Consider the following 16,788-nt stretch of genomic DNA (forward strand, 5'->3'; position numbering starts at 1 on the left):
CAAGGAATACAAGTTTAACCAGCGAATAAATTTTTGTTTGGTAAGGGGAATGGAAATGCTACAGTACACAATTCGACGACTTATAGGTATGATTCCCATAATTTTCCTTATCTCGGTAGTGGTTTTCACCCTGGCAAAGCTCATGCCTGGTGACGCACTATCTGGAAAAATTGACCCATTAAACTCAGATCCGGAGTATATTGAAGAAATGCGTGAGCAGATGGGATTGAACGATCCTATTCCTGTGCAGTATGTCCGCTGGATGAGTGGTGTGGTCCAAGGAGATTTTGGAGATTCATTTGTTCATAAGCGCCCGGTTATGGAATTAATTGGTGACCGTTTGCCGAACACGATTATTTTAGGAATATCAGCTCTTTTAATCACTTATTTATTAGCCTTTTTAATGGGAAGATACTCTGGGCGATTTGCCTATAGCATTGGAGATTATTTAATATCAGCGTTTAACTATCTAGCACTTGCAATTCCAAGCTTTGTTGCAGCTTTGGTTGCCATTTATGTTTTTGCCATCAATCTTGGATGGGTTCCAGCCAGTGGAAGTATCGGCAGCGGGGTAGAAGCAGGGACACTGGAATATTACTTAAGTAAAGCAAAACATACAGTCTTGCCGGCTATTGTGCTTGGAGCCATGGCTACAGCCGCTTATACACAGTTCTTGAGAAATGATATGATCGAAAGCTCTCGCAAGGATTATGTTCGTACAGCAAGAGCTAAAGGTACGAAAGAATCTGCGATTTATAATAAGCACATTCTAAGAAACTCAATCATACCTATTGTTACTTTACTTGGATTTGATATTGCCAATCTATTTGGAGGGGCAATTATCACAGAAACCATTTTCACATACCCTGGCATCGGTTATTTATTCGTAGAATCAGTTAATTCACGTGATTATTCAGTCATGATGGCTATTGCCATGATGCTTACAATTTTAACGCTAATTGGAAATTTAGTTGCAGATTTACTATATGGTTTAGTAGATCCGCGTATTCGTTTAAGTTAGGTAGGTGAGAGTATGGAACCATCAATTTCACAGCAAACTTCGCCCGGTTTAGCAGAGCCTGTTAAACCTCCGAAGAGTCAATCACCATGGGCTCTCGCCCGCCGCAAGTTTTTGCGCAATAAAGCAGCAATGATTAGTCTTGTTTTCCTGCTGCTTGTCTGTGTAATGTCCATATTAGCTGAGCCGCTAACTATGCCGGTTGAGGAGACAGCTAAGATTAATTTAACACAGATGAGCAAAGAACCATCTGCTGATCACTACTTCGGCACAGACAAGTCTGGCAGAGACGTTTTTGCCAGAACTCTTCACGGCGGCAAGACATCACTCTTGCTTGCATTCTCTATCACGCTCTCGGTTATTACCATTGGTACTCTAGTTGGTGCTACTGCCGGATACTTTGGCGGCTGGGTTGATAATGCCCTGATGAGATTTACAGACTTTATGATGAACTTTCCATTCCTGCTGTTTGTTATCGTATTGAAATCCATTTTTATCGAATCAAGTACAGGAACCCTAATATTTGTAATAAGTGTACTAAGCTGGACAGGAACGGCACGTCTGGTGCGAAGCAAGGTCATGGCTGAGAAGGAAAATGAGTATATTATGAGTGCTGTATCCATTGGATGCTCTGCACCAAAAACCATTTTTAAACACTTGCTGCCGAACGTCATGTCGACCATTATTGTTCAGGCAACCATTACTCTTGCAGCGATGATTGTAGCTGAGACAGGCCTAAGCTTCCTCGGATTTGGTGTACCAATCAACATTCCAACCTGGGGGAACATGCTTCAGGAAGCAAGAAGTCCTGATGTTTTAACAAGTAAATGGTGGATTTGGATTCCGCCTGCTGCGATTCTGACATTTACAATCCTATCAATCAACTTCATAGGGGAAGGTTTGAAAGATGCCTTCAACCCTAAATCCAACAGATAGCAAAAAAAACGCCTGTAATAAGGCGTTTTTTGCTGTCTTGTGGCCTATAGCTTGTACATATCTAAACAAATGCCTTCATATACATGTAAAAAAGATAGTGGGAGTGAGTTTATGGCACCAATAAAACCTTTTATGACTCACAAATATAGTAAAGAACATGTTATTTAGGGCATTTTGGCTTTTAACGGGGTTTGGAGTCTCTGTTTCGGGAGGGGTCAGTGTCATAGGGTATTTGAATTTGCTTACAACTGGACAAACCTTCAAAGAATATTTGCATTTTATCACCTATCGCCCGGAATGCTATTTGCTTCCGATCGGAATAATTATAATTACACTGAGCATATATCTTCCCTATTCAAATGAGGATGATTAATAGACATCTCATCAAATATAAAGCCTGCTAATTACAAAAAATGGATTGTGAGTTCAATATAGGAATAAATTTACTGCCTGCTGCCCATACTGAGTGACAAATAGTTTGTTGAAGTGGGGGTTGAAAAATGTTGTATCTTCATGATGTTTGGGTGAATTGGTTTGAAGGAGAAGAAAATGGATACAATGTATGCCATTTTCATGAATGGAGAAAAGATGATGGCGTAGAACTGCTTGACCAGGTTCCGCTGCTGAAGATTGACCCGGTTCTTTTTAATTATATTGAAAATGATCTTTCTGAGCTGCCACAACAACTGCTAGATGATATTTATCAAAAAGCTTACTTAAGGAAAAATCATGAACGCATCCAATTGGAGTATTGCTTTGTTGTATCAGATGGGACAGGCATAATGGCTGTAGATACAATCGGCTACAATATTCCAATCAGAAAAAGCAGGTTAATACCAAGGCAGGAGCAGCTGGCATATGAAATGCTGGAAAATCAGGAAACGGCTAATTACTCTTTTAATGATCAAACCGCATTGAAGGAATTCCATATTCTTTCTCCTTCTCCGGATTTGATGGCTGGCCTGACAAGAAAAGAAAGACAGCTTAAACAGCTTCTGTTTATGGCGCTGGATCAGCTTCATTCCTCCAAAAATGATGCTGAAATCCGTTATTGGTATACGGAGTGGAGCCCTGAACGCTATACGAAAATACAATCAATGAATTTCGAAGAGGCCTGGTATGAATTATTTGATGAAAGTAAATACGGCTGGTCAAGTAAACATGAAAAGTTTTGTGAAAATTTAATAAAAGGACAGCCGTTTTTTGAGAAGTTGTGGGAAATGGAACATGGTCCAAAAGTAAATTAAAAAAACAGCCCAAGGCTGTTTTTTTATTTTCTCTTTCTGCCAAGTCCCATGGCGCTTTCCATTTTTTTAATCATTTTGTTTGCGACTTTATTCGCTTTTTCTGCTCCTTGATCGAGTACAAGATCAAGTTCTTCTGATTCCATTAATGCATAATATTTATCCTGAATAGGTTTAAGTGTTCCAATAACAATTTCAGAAAGGCCGGCTTTAAATTCACCGTATCCTTTGCCTTCATATTCTCCTTCGATTTCTGCAACAGTTTTACCTGAAAGTATTGAGTAAATGGAAAGGAGATTGGATACGCCTGGTTTGTTTTCCTTATCATACTTAACAATGCCTTCAGAATCTGTTACGGCACTTTTTATTTTCTTTTCAATTTGCTTAGGGTCATCTAATAATGAAATAAATGACTTTTTATTGGGATCAGATTTGCTCATTTTCTTTAATGGATCCTGAAGTGACATTACCCTTGCGCCTTCTTTGGCGATTCTTACTTCTGGAACAGTGAAGATGTCGTTGTACTTCTTATTGAATCTCTCAGCAAGATCGCGGGTTAATTCCAAGTGCTGTTTTTGATCCTCTCCAACCGGAACCAGGTCAGTATTGTATAGAAGGATATCTGCAGCCATCAAAGGCGGATAGGTCAGCAGTCCTGCAGATACGGCATCTTTACCTTCGGATTTGTCTTTGAACTGAGTCATGCGCTCGAGCTCACCGATGTAAGAAACACATTGCATCATCCAGCCTGCCTGTGCATGGGCTGGGACTTCCGATTGGATGAACAGGGTGGATTTCTCAGGGTCAATTCCAACAGCCAAATATAGGGCAGCAAGGCTTTTGATGTTTTTCCTCAATTCCAGTCTGTCCTGGGGAACAGTTATGGCATGCTGATCAACAATGCAAAAATAGCAGTTGTAGTCATTCTGCAGTTCAACAAATTGTTTCATGGCACCAATGTAATTGCCAAGAGTAATTGTACCGCTGGGCTGGATGCCGGAAAATATAGTTTTCATGTTTTTCCTCCTTTAATCGGCTTAAAAGATCATGAATTGTCAGGCGTTGAAGTGAAGTTTTTGACATGTAATCATAAAAAATGGCATAAAAAAGAACCATTCATCCCTATAAAATAGGGACGAATGGTCCGCGTTGCCACCCTAATTACTCAAAAACTGAGTCACTCTGCCCTATGCAGAAAAACGCATAGGTCCCCGATAACGCAGGGAAGCGCCTGAACAATCAGAGGCTCAAAAGTCCATTCGATTTACCGGGCTGCCTGTTTGCACCATCCACAGACTCTCTGCTAACCCTGAGTAAATGTACTACTCTTTTTTCATTGCCGACAAGATAATTTAATTTTATCGTATTATATTATACGGTAAACTATTCGGATACAAAAATCAAGCTCAGAATAAGAAATTAAAGGGCGTTCATGCCTGTAGTTTAAGGAGACGTTTTACCAATATATGGTTGAATAATCCTGGTAAAATAGCAAAATATCTTAAAAAGAAAAATTTTTTTATTATCTCAAAAATCTTAATTTATAAGACTTTTTGACGAAAAATGTCGTACTTCAAGGAATTGCATGTACAAAAAGCCACTTGCAATAAGTTTTTAAACTATTTATAATAAACGTAACAAACATAATCTTTACGAATTTGTTACATTTAAAACAAAACTATATCACTCCAGATTGCGAGAATATGGTGCATATTGAGTAAGTTTATAGCTTACATATTATAGATTACCCATTTTAATCTGAATTATCAGAATATAAGGATAATCTATCTTTAAGAGAATATAAACTTGCTTTTTTTGTTGCCTTTTAAATAGTCTGCAAATTTTTTAAATTGAATTAACAGACTATTTAAGTAATATATCCGGGGCGCACAGTTGTGTTTTTTATGAAAGACAGATGGTAAAGAGATTGTTTGAGGAAATTAATAGGGGGTTAATACCGTGAACAAAAGATTATCGATCTTTTTTAGCATGCTGCTTGTGCTAAGCATGTTCCTTGCTGCATGCAGCGGCGGCGGAGACAATGCTGACGGCGGCGAAAAAGGCGGAGACGACGGCGGAAAGTCTGATGTACCGCAGGAATTAAGAGTAAACATCAACACTGAACCACCATCTTTAAATCCAGGGTTAGCTGAGGATGCTACGTCTGGTACTGTTCTTCGCCAAATCCTTGAAGGATTGACTCGTATTGGTAAAGACGGCAAGCCAGAAAATGCAATGGCTGAAGATGTAAAGGTTTCTGATGACCAAAAGACTTACACTTTCAAAATCCGTGATGCAAAGTGGTCTAATGGTGACCCTGTAACTGCTAATGACTTTGTATATGCTTGGAAATGGGCGCTTGATCCAGCTAACAACTCAACATATGCATACCAGCTTTACTACATCGAAGGTGCTGAAGCAGCTAATACTGGCAAAGGTTCACTAGATGCTGTAGGCGTTAAAGCAGTAGATGACAAAACCCTTGAAGTTAAACTTGTAAACCCAACTCCATATTTCTTGGAATTGACAGCTTTCTATACTTATCTGCCGGTTAACAGCAAAGTTGCTGAAGCTAATCCAGAGTGGGCAACTGATGCTGGTGAAAACTATACAACTAACGGACCTTTCCATTTAACAGAATGGTCTCACAGCGATAAGATCGTTCTTGAAAAGAGCGAAACTTATTGGGATGCTGAAACAGTTAAGCTGGACAGCATTGAAATGATTATGATCAATGATCCAAATACTGAATTATCAATGTTTGACAATGGCGAACTAGATTGGGCTGGAGCTCCTACTGGTGCACTTCCAACTGATGCAATGCAGGCACTTAAAGATGAAGGCCGTTTAACAACACAGCCAATCGCTGGTATTTATAACTACAAGTTCAACACAACTGTTGAGCCTTTCAACAATGTTAATATTCGTAAGGCATTTGCACACGCTCTAAACCGTCAGGAAATCATTGACAACATTCTTCAGGGTGAACAGCTGCCAGCTATGGCGATTGTTCCTCCATCAATGTTCGAAGAGAATGAAAAAGGTTATTTCCCTGACAATGATGTAGAAAAAGCAAAAGAATATTTACAAAAAGGTTTAGAAGAACTTGGATATAAAGATGCGTCTGAGCTTCCAGCTGTAACGCTATCTTACAACACTTCCGAAGCACACCAAAAGATTGCTCAGGCAATTCAGGATATGTGGAAGCAAAATCTTGGTGTTGAAGTAACACTAGATAATGCTGAGTGGAATGTATTCCTTGATAAAGTAAATCAAATGGATTACCAAGTGGCACGTATGGGCTGGCTAGGTGACTTTAACGACGCAATGAACTTCCTTGAAATGTATCGTGACGCTGATGGCGGAAATAACAATACTGGATGGGAAAGCAAAGAGTTCCAGGATCTGCTTGCTAAGTCTTCAACTGAAACAGACCCTGAAGCTCGCCAGCAGCTATTAAAAGATGCTGAAGCAATCTTCATGGAAGATATGCCAGTAGCACCAATTTACTTCTACACTAATAACTGGGTACAGGCTGAAAACTTAAAAGATGTTGTTGTATCCGGTCTTGGTGATGTTCAGTACAAGTGGGCACACTTTGAATAAAAAATAGAGATTAAGACGAAAGGTATATGGGATTAATTGTCCCATATACCTTCGTTTCTGAATAAGGCATAGTAATAAATTGGAGGTGTTTGACAATGGCGAAATATATTGGAAAACGCTTGCTGTACATGCTTCTGTCCTTATGGATGATCGTTACGGCAACTTTTTTCTTCATGCGCATTGCACCCGGAAACCCTTTTGCATCTGAGAAAAAACTTCCTCCCGAAATTGAAGCTAACCTGAATGCTCATTTTGGCCTGGACAAGCCTTGGTATGCACAATATTGGGAGTATCTTGTTCGCATCGTGAATTGGGATTTCGGCCCGTCATTTAAATACAAAAGTCAAACTGTTAACGACTTGATTAATGAAGGTTTCCCTGTTTCATTTCTTCTTGGAATGGAAGCCATTTTTATCGCCGTTGCAGTAGGAGTTCTTTTAGGAATTATTGCGGCATTAAAGCACAATAGATGGCCGGATTACACAGCAATGATTGTAGCTGTATTAGGTATCTCTGTACCTTCCTTTATCATGGCATCGTTCCTGCAATATTTCCTGGCAATAAAAATGGGTATTTTCCCTGTAGCACGGTGGGAATCTTTTATGCACAGCGTTCTGCCAGCCGTGGCATTGGCTTCAACACCAATGGCATTTATTGCGAGGTTAACTCGTTCGAGCATGCTTGAAGTTCTGGCGAATGATTATATTAAGACTGCTAAATCAAAAGGTTTAAGCAGGGGAGTAATTACAGTAAAACACACGATTCGTAATGCCCTTTTACCAGTAGTAACTTATATGGGGCCACTGACAGCGGGTATTTTAACAGGAAGTTTCGTTATTGAAAGAATCTTCGGTATTCCTGGACTTGGTGCGCACTTTGTAACTAGTATCAACAACCGAGACTATACGGTCATTATGGGTGTAACCGTTTTCTACAGTATTCTGTTGCTTGTATCTATTCTCCTTGTTGACATTGCATACGGAATCATCGACCCACGCATCAAACTTGCAGGCGGGAAGAAAGGAGAGTAATTATGCAGATTTCGAAAGATAAATTTAAGTTAGTCGGAACACAGCTTGGTGAAGCTGAGAAAATTTCAAAACCAAGTCTTTCTTTCTGGAAGGATGTATTTATTAGATTTCGAAAAAACAAGCTTGCCCTGTTTGGATTAGTATTATTAGGACTGCTGATCTTCATGGCAATCTTTGGACCATATATGACTCCATATGATTATGCATCAAATGATCTAAGCAACAAAAACCAGTCTCCTTCTTCTGAACATTGGTTTGGAACGGATGATCTTGGTCGTGACATGTTTGCCCGTACTTGGGAAGGTGCACGAATTTCCATCTTCATTGGAGTTGCAGCAGCTGTAATTGATTTGATTATTGGTGTGCTTTGGGGCGGTATTGCCGGTTATAAAGGCGGACGCACAGATGAAGGAATGATGCGCTTTGCCGATATTTTATATGGTGTACCTTATTTATTATTAGTAATCTTGTTAATGGTTGTACTTGGACAGGGATTGTCGACTATGATTATAGCCATGTCCATAACTGGATGGATCAATATGTCGCGTATCGTCCGCGGACAGGTGTTATCTCTTAAAAATCAGGAATATGTCCTGGCTGCCAAAACACTTGGTGCCAATACAAGCAGGATTATGGGCAAACACTTAATACCAAATTCAATGGGGCCTATTCTAGTCACAATGACGCTAACTGTCCCTTCTGCTATTTTTACAGAAGCATTCCTAAGCTTTATTGGTCTTGGATTAACACCGCCGATTGCGAGTTGGGGAACAATGGCCAATGATGGACTGGCGGCTATGCGTTACTACCCATGGCGCTTATTCTTCCCAGCTGTGTTTATCTGTTTAACGATCTTTGCATTTAACGTGGTTGGCGACGGCTTGCGTGATGCTCTAGATCCAAGAATGCGTAAATAAGGAGTGAGAACATGGAAAAATTACTCGAAGTAAAAAATTTAGAAGTCTCATTCCAAACATATGGAGGTACAGTAAAAGCAGTCCGTGGAGTCAGCTTTGACCTTCATAAGGGAGAGACGCTTGCGATTGTTGGTGAATCAGGGTCAGGCAAAAGTGTTACTTCCCAGTCAATTATGAAGCTAATACCTATGCCGCCAGGCCGAATTTCAGGCGGGCAAATCCTGCTAAGCGGTGAAGACATCGTACCCAAAACAGAAAAACAAATGGAAAAGATCCGCGGCAAAGAAATCAGTATGATTTTCCAGGATCCAATGACATCATTGAATCCAACGATGAGAGTTGGAACACAGATAATGGAAGTGCTGGTTAAACATCAGAATATGTCTAAGACTGATGCCAAAAACAGAGCCACTGAATTACTGAGACTTGTTGGTATTCCGATGCCTGAGAAAAGGGTAAATCAATATCCTCATGAATTCTCCGGCGGTATGAGACAGCGTGCGATGATTGCGATTGCCCTTGCAGCCAATCCCAAACTTCTTATCGCTGACGAGCCGACAACTGCACTTGATGTTACGATTCAGGCTCAGATTCTGGAGCTTATGAAAGATCTGCAAAATAAAATGGATACATCCATAATCTTTATTACGCATGACCTCGGTGTTGTAGCAAATGTCGCGGACCGGGTAGCTGTAATGTATGCTGGCCAGATTGTTGAAATGGGTACTGTAGATGAAATATTCTATGACCCGCGTCACCCTTATACATGGGGATTGCTTGCATCCATGCCAAGCTTGGAAAATGATGAGAAAGCTGAACTAGCTGCTATTCCAGGGACGCCCCCGGATCTGACGAACCCTCCAAAAGGAGACGCGTTTGCAGCAAGAAATCAATATGCACTTGCAATTGATTTTGAAGAAGAGCCGCCGATGTTCCAAATCTCAGAAACACATTTTGCAAAAACTTGGCTTCTTCACCCGGATGCTCCAAAGGTTGAGCCGCCCGCAGCAGTAAAAAAACGAATGCGCCAATTATCCTCCACTTTTGAAAAGCCTGTATTAGTGAAGGAGGGAAAATAATAATGGCAGAAAAATTGCTCGAAATTAAAAACTTAAAACAGCATTTTAATGTAGGCCGTCCGAATATGGTAAAAGCAGTTGATGGGATTACTTTTGATATTTATAAGGGAGAGACCCTTGGACTTGTTGGTGAGTCTGGCTGCGGTAAATCAACTACTGGACGAACTATTATCAGATTATATGATGCAACAGATGGGCAGGTTCTTTTTGAAGGTGAAGACGTTCACGGCAAAAAATCTGCGAAAGAACTGAAAAAGTTTAACCGTAAGATGCAAATGATCTTCCAGGATCCTTATGCTTCCTTAAACCCGCGTATGACGGTTGCCGATATTATTGCTGAAGGAATCGATATTCACGGCTTGGTAAAAAGCAAAAAGGAACGTATGGAGAGGGTTTACGAACTTTTGGACACTGTCGGTCTGAACAAAGAACATGCTAACCGTTACCCTCATGAATTCTCTGGAGGACAGAGACAGCGTATCGGAATTGCCCGCGCCCTTGCGGTTGACCCTGATTTCATTATTGCGGATGAGCCAATTTCAGCATTGGATGTTTCCATTCAGGCTCAGGTAGTAAACCTTATGAAAAAACTGCAGCGTGAAAAAGGATTGACATATCTGTTTATCGCACATGATTTATCTATGGTTAAATACATCAGTGACCGAATCGGTGTTATGTACTTCGGTAAACTGGTTGAACTTGCACCAGCTGAAGATTTATATAATAACCCTATGCACCCTTATACTCAATCACTGCTGTCAGCTATTCCGCTTCCAGATCCTGAAACGGAACGTTCCCGCAGAAGAAAATCATATGATCCGGCAGTTCACAATTACGCTGATAATGAAAAGCTGGAAATGCGCGAAATAACACCTGGTCATTTTGTTTATTGCTCTGAAAAAGAGTACAACGAATTAAAAGCTAAATATGCAAAATAATAAAAAACGATCTCGACTGAGATCGTTTTTTTACATCCTGGAAAAGTAAATGTTCGCTATAAAGGAATTACCAAGATGTAAATGGTCCAGTCAAATATGCAGAGTATGGAAATTCTCTTTAACACTTTTATTCGCTAATGTGTACTTTCTATATAATACATCATTTTCCGGAATATTACTATGAGAATTTTCAATTATTTATATTTTTCCGCCAATTTGTTTATTTAAACAGGATTTTGATAGTTTTTTATTAAAATTGGTTTAAAGAATACTTATTAAGATAATTTAGTATAAAGATAGTTCTTAATTCTTTGAAATAATTTTATAATTAGGGTAACAAAGAGAATACTCAGATAAGGGGGCAAAACATGTGAACAAGGCATTAAACGTAGCTGCTGCCTTAATGTTAGTATCAGCTTTATTCATGTCAGCCGATCCAGGTGAGGCAAAAGAACAGGAAAATCAGGAATCAGGACTAAATCCTAAAAGGGAACATGTTTCGCTTGTGAAAACCCTTCCTGAAAAAGTAAGCCGTTTTCAATTTGATTCCGGCTATCACTTTCAATATCCCGATGCTGTTAGGGGTATATATGTTACCGGTCATTCAGCAGGGGGTGAAAAGTTTAATAAATTAGTAAAATTGATGGATGATACCGATTTAAATGCGATGGTTATTGACATTAAGGATGATTGGGGCAACCTAACGTATATTCCAGAAGATAAATCACCATATACTGATATCGGCAAGCCTTACATAAAGGATCCCAAAAATATCTTGAAAACCATGGAAGAAAAGCAAATTTATCCGATTGCACGGGTTGTGGTTTTTAAGGATTCTATTCTGGCGAATAAAAAGCCTGAATGGTCGTATAAAGAAGGAAATACAGTATGGAAGAATGGCAGAGGTGAATCATTTGTAAATCCATTTTTAAAAGAAGTTTGGGATTACAATATTGGAATTGCAATCGAAGCTGCAAAAATGGGATTTCAGGAGATTCAATTTGATTATGTCCGATTTCCTGAGGGGTTTGAACACCGAGATAGCTCCTTGAAATATAGTATGGGTGAATACGAAAATCTTAAAATTGAAAATGTACAAAAGCGTGTAAGTGCAGTTACTGACTTTGTCGAGTATGCCAGGAAGCAGCTCGAGCCATATGGGGTAAAGGTCTCGGTCGATATCTTTGGCTACACGGCGACCCTTCCTGAGGCACCGGGAATTGGCCAAAATTTCTCTAAGATCTCAGAACATGTGGATGTAATTTCTTCTATGATTTATCCAAGCCACTGGACATCTTACTTCGGTATAGCCAAGCCGGACCTGGAACCTTATAAGCTGGTTTCTGAGTATGCTAAACTTGAGAATCGAAAGTTGGAAGAGTTGGATAGTCCTCCTGTATCCAGACCATGGCTTCAGGACTTTACAGCCTCTTATTTAGGAGCCGGAAACTATAAGAAGTATGGAAGGGCGGAAGTTGAAGCGCAAATAAAGGCACTGAAAGAACAGGGAATTGATGAATTCCTTTTATGGAATGCAGGTAATTCATATACACAAAATGTGGATTATACACCTTAAAAGCAAAAAGAGGCCGATTATTTCGGTCTCTTTTTGCTTTGTTTATCAATTAATTAAGTTACATATTATTTGACACGAATTTTGTATACGGTATCATAGTATAGAGGCATAGGCTACTGCTTTTTTTGTCCGCCTACGCTTTTCCATCCAGTCTGCACTCTAGCGGATTGATCCACGAATTCGGATTTATTTTTACCGCCAAAAATCTTTTCTCCAATACCATTAGTTAGTACACCTAACAAGGCAGTAAATCCAATTATAAGCAATGCAACAATCGTTAAATCAGTTATGTAACCAACCATGATAAACCTCCATCTTTCTTTTCACAGTTTCCTGTGATTAGTTAGTGTATAAACATCCCTAATCATATTTTATTCGAAATTTTCCAGTATTAAAAGGGGAAATTCCACAAATACTTAATCTGATTGGAAATAATATAAGCCTAAGTAAGTAAGTGGAAAGGAAAGCTGGGAGCTTATCATGCTGGAATAAATATTCATGCCCTAAAAACAATACGTTGTTTGCGGGCAAAAAAGGAGAAGATCCATGCATTGGTATGAAAAACTGAATCAATATTTCCCGATTGAAGAAATGAAATCAAGAGAACATATGGAAACCTTATTAAAGGAACGGTCAGACATCTATCATAAAGATGAAGGTCCACATCATGTGCTTATGTATGTTGAGCTGGATAACTTTGTTTTTATTGATTATCTGTTTGTTTCGAAGGAATCCAGAGGACAGGGGCTTGGTCATAAACTGCTTCAAACGCTTAAAGCCAAAGGCAAACCGATCATATTGGAAGTGGAGCCGGTTGACTATGAAGACACGGATACTGAAAAGCGGCTCAAGTTCTATAAAAGAGAAGGTTTTGAGCACGCCCAATCAATCGGCTACAGCCGCCGGTCTCTTGCGACCAATGAAATCAATACAATGGAAATTCTATATTGGTCCCCTGCGAACGAAAGTGAAGAAATGATTTATGAAGCCATGAAGAAAACCTATGAAATGATTCACACTTATAAGGATTCGCATTTTTATGGAAAGTCATATCAGCCAGTAGATGAGGTTCTGACTTATGAAGAAGATAAAAATGGAACGGATGTCTTAGAGGATTTATAAGGAGTTGGAAAAACACAGCCATTTTTGTAAATGGCTGTGTTTTCATTTTCATTAATTAATTGAGAAAATATTTATAAGCATTTTGGTTTATTAAAAATTAACAGGGGTATATAAAGAATAATTTAGTAATGAACTAAAAAAATTCATACATAAAATTTCCTTAGGTTTAGGCTTAAGAAACTTTATGGAAGGAATTATAACAAAAAACATATAAAAAAATGAAACTTTTTGCTTGTTCATTCGTCTTATTAAGTAGATTCTAATTCTTAATCCGTTTGTTTAATGAATGTTTAATACTTTTATCATATTTATAAAAAGTTATACCAAAGAGATATAGTTTAGTGTATAATTAATAATATAAATTCCTTGATTAAAGTTATTTTAATCTAGAATACTCTAGAAATATTTGATTAAACAAATAATCTCTGATAGTTTCATATATGTCTAAATTTAAGGAGTGTGAATTTGTAAAATGGTCACATTATACACTTCACCAAGTTGTACATCCTGCAGGAAAGCTAAATCATGGTTGGAAGAGCATGAAATTGCCTATAAAGAACGAAATATCTTTTCAGAACCGCTATCGATTGATGAAATTAAAGAAATTCTTCGAATGACTGAAGATGGAACAGATGAAATTATTTCAACTCGCTCAAAGACATTTCAAAAGCTTGATGTAAACCTTGAATCAATGCCTCTCCAAGATTTATTTGAGCTAATCAAGGAAAACCCTGGACTGCTTCGACGTCCAATCATTCTTGATGAAAAACGTTTGCAGGTTGGATATAATGAGGACGAAATAAGACGTTTCCTTCCAAGAAAAGTCCGTACTTACCAGTTGCGTGAAGCACAGCGTATGGTTAATTAACAAATATACTTAAAATTGAGAGGCCTTCTTTCTGTTTAACAGAAGAAGGTCTTTTTGTCTTTTATGTGAAAAAGAAAAAGGAAAATGGATATAATAAGAGAATATTTAGTTAAGCCAATGAGATAAGATGACCAACTGGGACATTATAGGCATTTAACGGTTTTTTTAAACATATGACTTTTTAATTCCCTTTATGCTCAATTTGTCATAAAATAAAAGTACAAGGTACAAAATACACTTTACCTTCAATTTAATCGGGGATTAACCAATTGATTTACGGGTAAATGGATAACACATGACTGCTGGGGGTATTTAGTCCCTTCAATCATAGCCAGAAGGGAGAGTTGCTGCATGGAAATCGAACGTATTAATGATCATACCGTTAAATTTTATATTTCTTATCTTGATATAGAAGAAAGAGGCTTTGACCGTGAAGAGATTTGGTACAATCGTGAGCGGAGTGAGGAACTCTTTTGGGAAATGATGGACGAAGTCCATCAGGAGGAAGAATTTCTTGTTGAAGGCCCTTTATGGATCCAGGTTCAAGCGTTGGATAAGGGTTTGGAGGTTCTTGTAACAAAAGCTCAGCTATCAAAGGATGGTCAAAAGTTTGAGCTTCCTGTCCCGGATGAAAAAGTGAAAGATTTGCCTGTGGATGAACATATAGAGGAAATGCTTGATCATCATTTCCGTAAATCCGATGATGACAATGATAACGGATATGAAGGAGATCTTGAGTTTCTACTAACATTTAAAGATTTTGAAGACATTATTTCATTATCAAAGCGGTCAATTCTTGATTCCATTACTACGAGGCTATATTCCTTTGAAGGGAAATACTATTTATTCGCAGAATTCCCTGAAGAGCTTTTTGAAGAGGATGACATAGATAACATGCTGAGTATTCTTCTTGAATACGGGCATGAAACAAGTACAACTATTCACCGTGTAATGGAATATGGTAAATTGATTATAGAAAATGATGTGTTTGAAAATCTGAGAAAACATTTTAAATAGTAAAGAAAAGCCGATTTCTCTATGAAATCGGCTTTTTTGTACGTGAACTGCCTATAGAAGTAATCGGTTAGCATAGAAAAATCTTGTAAGAGAATACATCAGATAAAAAGGAATTTAGCCATTAAAAATAGAACATTAAGGAGGAAAGGAGTTGGTCATTTGTTAGTTGCCTCAACAGAAAATGGAGTGCGAATATGCCTTATAGGTTCACACAGCATCCCGGCTTTACAGCAGTACAGGGAACATCACAACTTTTACTGCCCGGAATGCAAAGAGAAAGTAATAATGAAAATCGGAAAGAAAAGAATCCCGCATTTCAGCCACAGAAAGGGTTCTGAATGTCCGGAAAGGTATGAAAGGGAAACAGAATACCATATGTCCGGAAAGGTGTTATTGTTTCAATGGCTAAAGAAAAAAGGTTTAAATCCAATTCTGGAACCATTTTATCCGGAAATATCACAGCGGCCGGATATTGATGTCCATTATGAAGGTGTACATTATGCTCTTGAATATCAATGCTCAAACATTTCGGAGGAGTTATTTATAAAGCGGACAGAAGCCTACCTTAAGACAGGTATCGTTCCAATTTGGATACTGGCAGGGAAAAGTATTAAGCGTATGGGCAAAGCAAAGATTTCTTTATCTGGTTTCCAATACCTATTTCTTCGGCAAGCAGCTTCTGGCCATTGGGTAATCCCTTCTTTTTGCCCCACTACAAAGTCTTTTATCAATATCCACCATATCCAGCCCCTTACAGTCAGAAATGCCTGCGCGCATTATGATGTAAAACCAATTTCCCAAGCAGATCCAGCTATATTATTTACTCCATATTTTAAAAATGATATAAATCTGGATGAATGGAAAAGAGAAGTTCGGAAAATAAAGAATTCTCTTTCACAAAATAGCGGTGCTATTAGAAATAACTTTCTTCAGGATTTATACTCCCGCTCAATTGCTCCTGCGTTACTCCCGCCTGAAATTGGCCTTCCTGTACGTCATTCTCCATATATAGAAACCTCACCTATACAGTGGCAGAGTTATTTGTTTATGGATATAGTCGGCAAAGCGAGGCCCTTCTCACTTCCGCAGATGATTGCAGCCTTTCGCAGCAGGGTAAAGAATAACGATATAAAAATCAGGTCAATCCCGCTTGTTCAAACCGGCTCCGAAATCCATGCGATAAAAGAATATCTTGATGTCCTTATTAACTTAAACATTGTTAAACATGCAGAAAAAGGTTTATACAAAAAAACTGCATTAAGCGGTGAGCCTGAGCATTACTCCCGTATAATCCAAATAGAGGACGATTTTTATAGAGGCATCACTCAAAGGATTTTGCAAGGCAAATAAATGAAAAAGTCTTATTTAACATAAAATAATCAAAGACTTCCACTTTTGCTCTTTGAAAAAGCAGGAATTTTATTCTTCAAGGAGAA

Annotated in this window: 16 protein-coding genes and 1 other annotated feature; of the genes, 14 read left to right on the plus strand and 2 right to left on the minus strand. The window is 38.6% G+C overall.

Going from position 1 to position 16,788, the window contains the following annotated elements:
• Positions 1 to 55 precede the first annotated feature (55 nt).
• The 4 genes from opp4B to BK139_RS03070 all read left to right on the plus strand — a co-directional run bounded on the left by opp4B (position 56) and on the right by BK139_RS03070 (position 3,201).
• Positions 56 to 1,021: an oligopeptide ABC transporter permease gene (gene opp4B / locus BK139_RS03055; protein WP_035327217.1), complete on the plus strand. Its 966-nt coding sequence runs from the start codon at positions 56 to 58 to the stop codon at positions 1,019 to 1,021.
• A 12-nt stretch (positions 1,022 to 1,033) separates the two neighbouring features.
• On the plus strand, positions 1,034 to 1,954 hold the full coding sequence (gene opp4C / locus BK139_RS03060; protein ID WP_076256682.1) for an oligopeptide ABC transporter permease: 921 nt from the start codon (positions 1,034 to 1,036) through the stop codon (positions 1,952 to 1,954).
• A 157-nt stretch (positions 1,955 to 2,111) separates the two neighbouring features.
• Positions 2,112 to 2,327 carry a YuzI family membrane protein gene (locus BK139_RS24575; protein ID WP_076256683.1) on the plus strand — a complete coding sequence of 72 codons (216 nt, stop codon included), beginning with the start codon at positions 2,112 to 2,114 and terminating at the stop codon, positions 2,325 to 2,327.
• A 127-nt stretch (positions 2,328 to 2,454) separates the two neighbouring features.
• Complete coding sequence (locus tag BK139_RS03070) at positions 2,455 to 3,201, plus strand: YjbA family protein (protein WP_076256685.1); 747 nt, start codon at positions 2,455 to 2,457, stop codon at positions 3,199 to 3,201.
• A 23-nt stretch (positions 3,202 to 3,224) separates the two neighbouring features.
• Here BK139_RS03070 and trpS read toward each other — a convergent pair whose 3' ends face one another.
• Complete coding sequence (trpS, locus tag BK139_RS03075; RefSeq protein ID WP_076256687.1) at positions 3,225 to 4,214, minus strand: tryptophan--tRNA ligase; 990 nt, start codon at positions 4,212 to 4,214, stop codon at positions 3,225 to 3,227.
• A gap of 112 nt (positions 4,215 to 4,326) precedes the next feature.
• Positions 4,327 to 4,544: a binding site (T-box leader), on the minus strand.
• A gap of 613 nt (positions 4,545 to 5,157) precedes the next feature.
• Here trpS and BK139_RS03080 point away from each other — a divergent pair.
• The 6 genes from BK139_RS03080 (at position 5,158) to BK139_RS03105 (ending at position 12,345) form a co-directional block, all read left to right on the plus strand.
• The gene (locus BK139_RS03080) at positions 5,158 to 6,804 is read left to right on the plus strand and encodes a peptide ABC transporter substrate-binding protein (protein WP_076256689.1); all 1,647 of its coding nucleotides are present in this window, start codon (positions 5,158 to 5,160) and stop codon (positions 6,802 to 6,804) included.
• A gap of 95 nt (positions 6,805 to 6,899) precedes the next feature.
• The gene (locus BK139_RS03085; RefSeq protein ID WP_076256690.1) at positions 6,900 to 7,835 is read left to right on the plus strand and encodes an ABC transporter permease; all 936 of its coding nucleotides are present in this window, start codon (positions 6,900 to 6,902) and stop codon (positions 7,833 to 7,835) included.
• Positions 7,835 to 8,752 (plus strand): ABC transporter permease, encoded by a 918-nt coding sequence (locus BK139_RS03090; protein WP_048010957.1) that lies wholly within the window; start codon positions 7,835 to 7,837, stop codon positions 8,750 to 8,752. The genes BK139_RS03085 and BK139_RS03090 overlap by 1 nt, the downstream gene beginning before the upstream one ends.
• Positions 8,753 to 8,763: 11 nt before the next feature.
• Positions 8,764 to 9,831 (plus strand): ABC transporter ATP-binding protein, encoded by a 1,068-nt coding sequence (locus tag BK139_RS03095; RefSeq protein ID WP_076256693.1) that lies wholly within the window; start codon positions 8,764 to 8,766, stop codon positions 9,829 to 9,831.
• Between the two features lie 2 nt (positions 9,832 to 9,833).
• Positions 9,834 to 10,769, plus strand: a complete 936-nt coding sequence (locus BK139_RS03100; RefSeq protein WP_076256695.1) for an ABC transporter ATP-binding protein — start codon at positions 9,834 to 9,836, stop codon at positions 10,767 to 10,769.
• 424 nt (positions 10,770 to 11,193) lie between these two features.
• On the plus strand, positions 11,194 to 12,345 hold the full coding sequence (locus BK139_RS03105; protein WP_440231030.1) for a putative glycoside hydrolase: 1,152 nt from the start codon (positions 11,194 to 11,196) through the stop codon (positions 12,343 to 12,345).
• Between the two features lie 113 nt (positions 12,346 to 12,458).
• On the opposite strand, the gene BK139_RS03110 is transcribed toward BK139_RS03105, so the two are convergent.
• Positions 12,459 to 12,647, minus strand: coding sequence for a hypothetical protein (locus BK139_RS03110; RefSeq protein ID WP_076256698.1), 189 nt, complete (start codon positions 12,645 to 12,647; stop codon positions 12,459 to 12,461).
• A gap of 244 nt (positions 12,648 to 12,891) precedes the next feature.
• On the opposite strand from BK139_RS03110, the gene BK139_RS03115 reads away from it, so the two are divergent.
• From BK139_RS03115 to BK139_RS03130, 4 genes are all read left to right on the plus strand, one after another.
• Positions 12,892 to 13,467 carry a GNAT family N-acetyltransferase gene (locus BK139_RS03115; RefSeq protein ID WP_076256700.1) on the plus strand — a complete coding sequence of 192 codons (576 nt, stop codon included), beginning with the start codon at positions 12,892 to 12,894 and terminating at the stop codon, positions 13,465 to 13,467.
• A gap of 472 nt (positions 13,468 to 13,939) precedes the next feature.
• Positions 13,940 to 14,335 carry a transcriptional regulator SpxA gene (spxA, locus tag BK139_RS03120; RefSeq protein ID WP_009331204.1) on the plus strand — a complete coding sequence of 132 codons (396 nt, stop codon included), beginning with the start codon at positions 13,940 to 13,942 and terminating at the stop codon, positions 14,333 to 14,335.
• A gap of 351 nt (positions 14,336 to 14,686) precedes the next feature.
• Complete coding sequence (gene mecA, locus BK139_RS03125; protein WP_048010951.1) at positions 14,687 to 15,352, plus strand: adaptor protein MecA; 666 nt, start codon at positions 14,687 to 14,689, stop codon at positions 15,350 to 15,352.
• Positions 15,353 to 15,538: 186 nt separating this feature from the next.
• Positions 15,539 to 16,702 carry a competence protein CoiA gene (locus BK139_RS03130; protein ID WP_483310641.1) on the plus strand — a complete coding sequence of 388 codons (1,164 nt, stop codon included), beginning with the start codon at positions 15,539 to 15,541 and terminating at the stop codon, positions 16,700 to 16,702.
• Positions 16,703 to 16,788: the final 86 nt, after the last annotated feature.

The sequence above is a fragment of the Paenibacillus sp. FSL R5-0490 genome (genome assembly GCF_001956215.1).
Taxonomy (GTDB): Bacteria; Bacillota; Bacilli; order Bacillales; family Cytobacillaceae; genus Cytobacillus.

Bases quoted from the DNA above. Each gene is read 5' to 3' on its own strand.
- opp4B (WP_035327217.1), top strand. From the start codon at position 56: ATGCTACAGTACACAATTCGACGACTTATAGGTATGATTCCCATAATT.
- opp4C (WP_076256682.1), top strand. From the start codon at position 1,034: ATGGAACCATCAATTTCACAGCAAACTTCGCCCGGTTTAGCAGAGCCT.
- BK139_RS24575 (WP_076256683.1), top strand. From the start codon at position 2,112: ATGTTATTTAGGGCATTTTGGCTTTTAACGGGGTTTGGAGTCTCTGTT.
- BK139_RS03070 (WP_076256685.1), top strand. From the start codon at position 2,455: ATGTTGTATCTTCATGATGTTTGGGTGAATTGGTTTGAAGGAGAAGAA.
- trpS (WP_076256687.1), bottom strand. From the start codon at position 4,214: ATGAAAACTATATTTTCCGGCATCCAGCCCAGCGGTACAATTACTCTT.
- BK139_RS03085 (WP_076256690.1), top strand. From the start codon at position 6,900: ATGGCGAAATATATTGGAAAACGCTTGCTGTACATGCTTCTGTCCTTA.
- BK139_RS03095 (WP_076256693.1), top strand. From the start codon at position 8,764: ATGGAAAAATTACTCGAAGTAAAAAATTTAGAAGTCTCATTCCAAACA.
- BK139_RS03100 (WP_076256695.1), top strand. From the start codon at position 9,834: ATGGCAGAAAAATTGCTCGAAATTAAAAACTTAAAACAGCATTTTAAT.
- BK139_RS03105 (WP_440231030.1), top strand. From the start codon at position 11,194: ATGTCAGCCGATCCAGGTGAGGCAAAAGAACAGGAAAATCAGGAATCA.
- BK139_RS03110 (WP_076256698.1), bottom strand. From the start codon at position 12,647: ATGGTTGGTTACATAACTGATTTAACGATTGTTGCATTGCTTATAATT.
- BK139_RS03115 (WP_076256700.1), top strand. From the start codon at position 12,892: ATGCATTGGTATGAAAAACTGAATCAATATTTCCCGATTGAAGAAATG.
- spxA (WP_009331204.1), top strand. From the start codon at position 13,940: ATGGTCACATTATACACTTCACCAAGTTGTACATCCTGCAGGAAAGCT.
- mecA (WP_048010951.1), top strand. From the start codon at position 14,687: ATGGAAATCGAACGTATTAATGATCATACCGTTAAATTTTATATTTCT.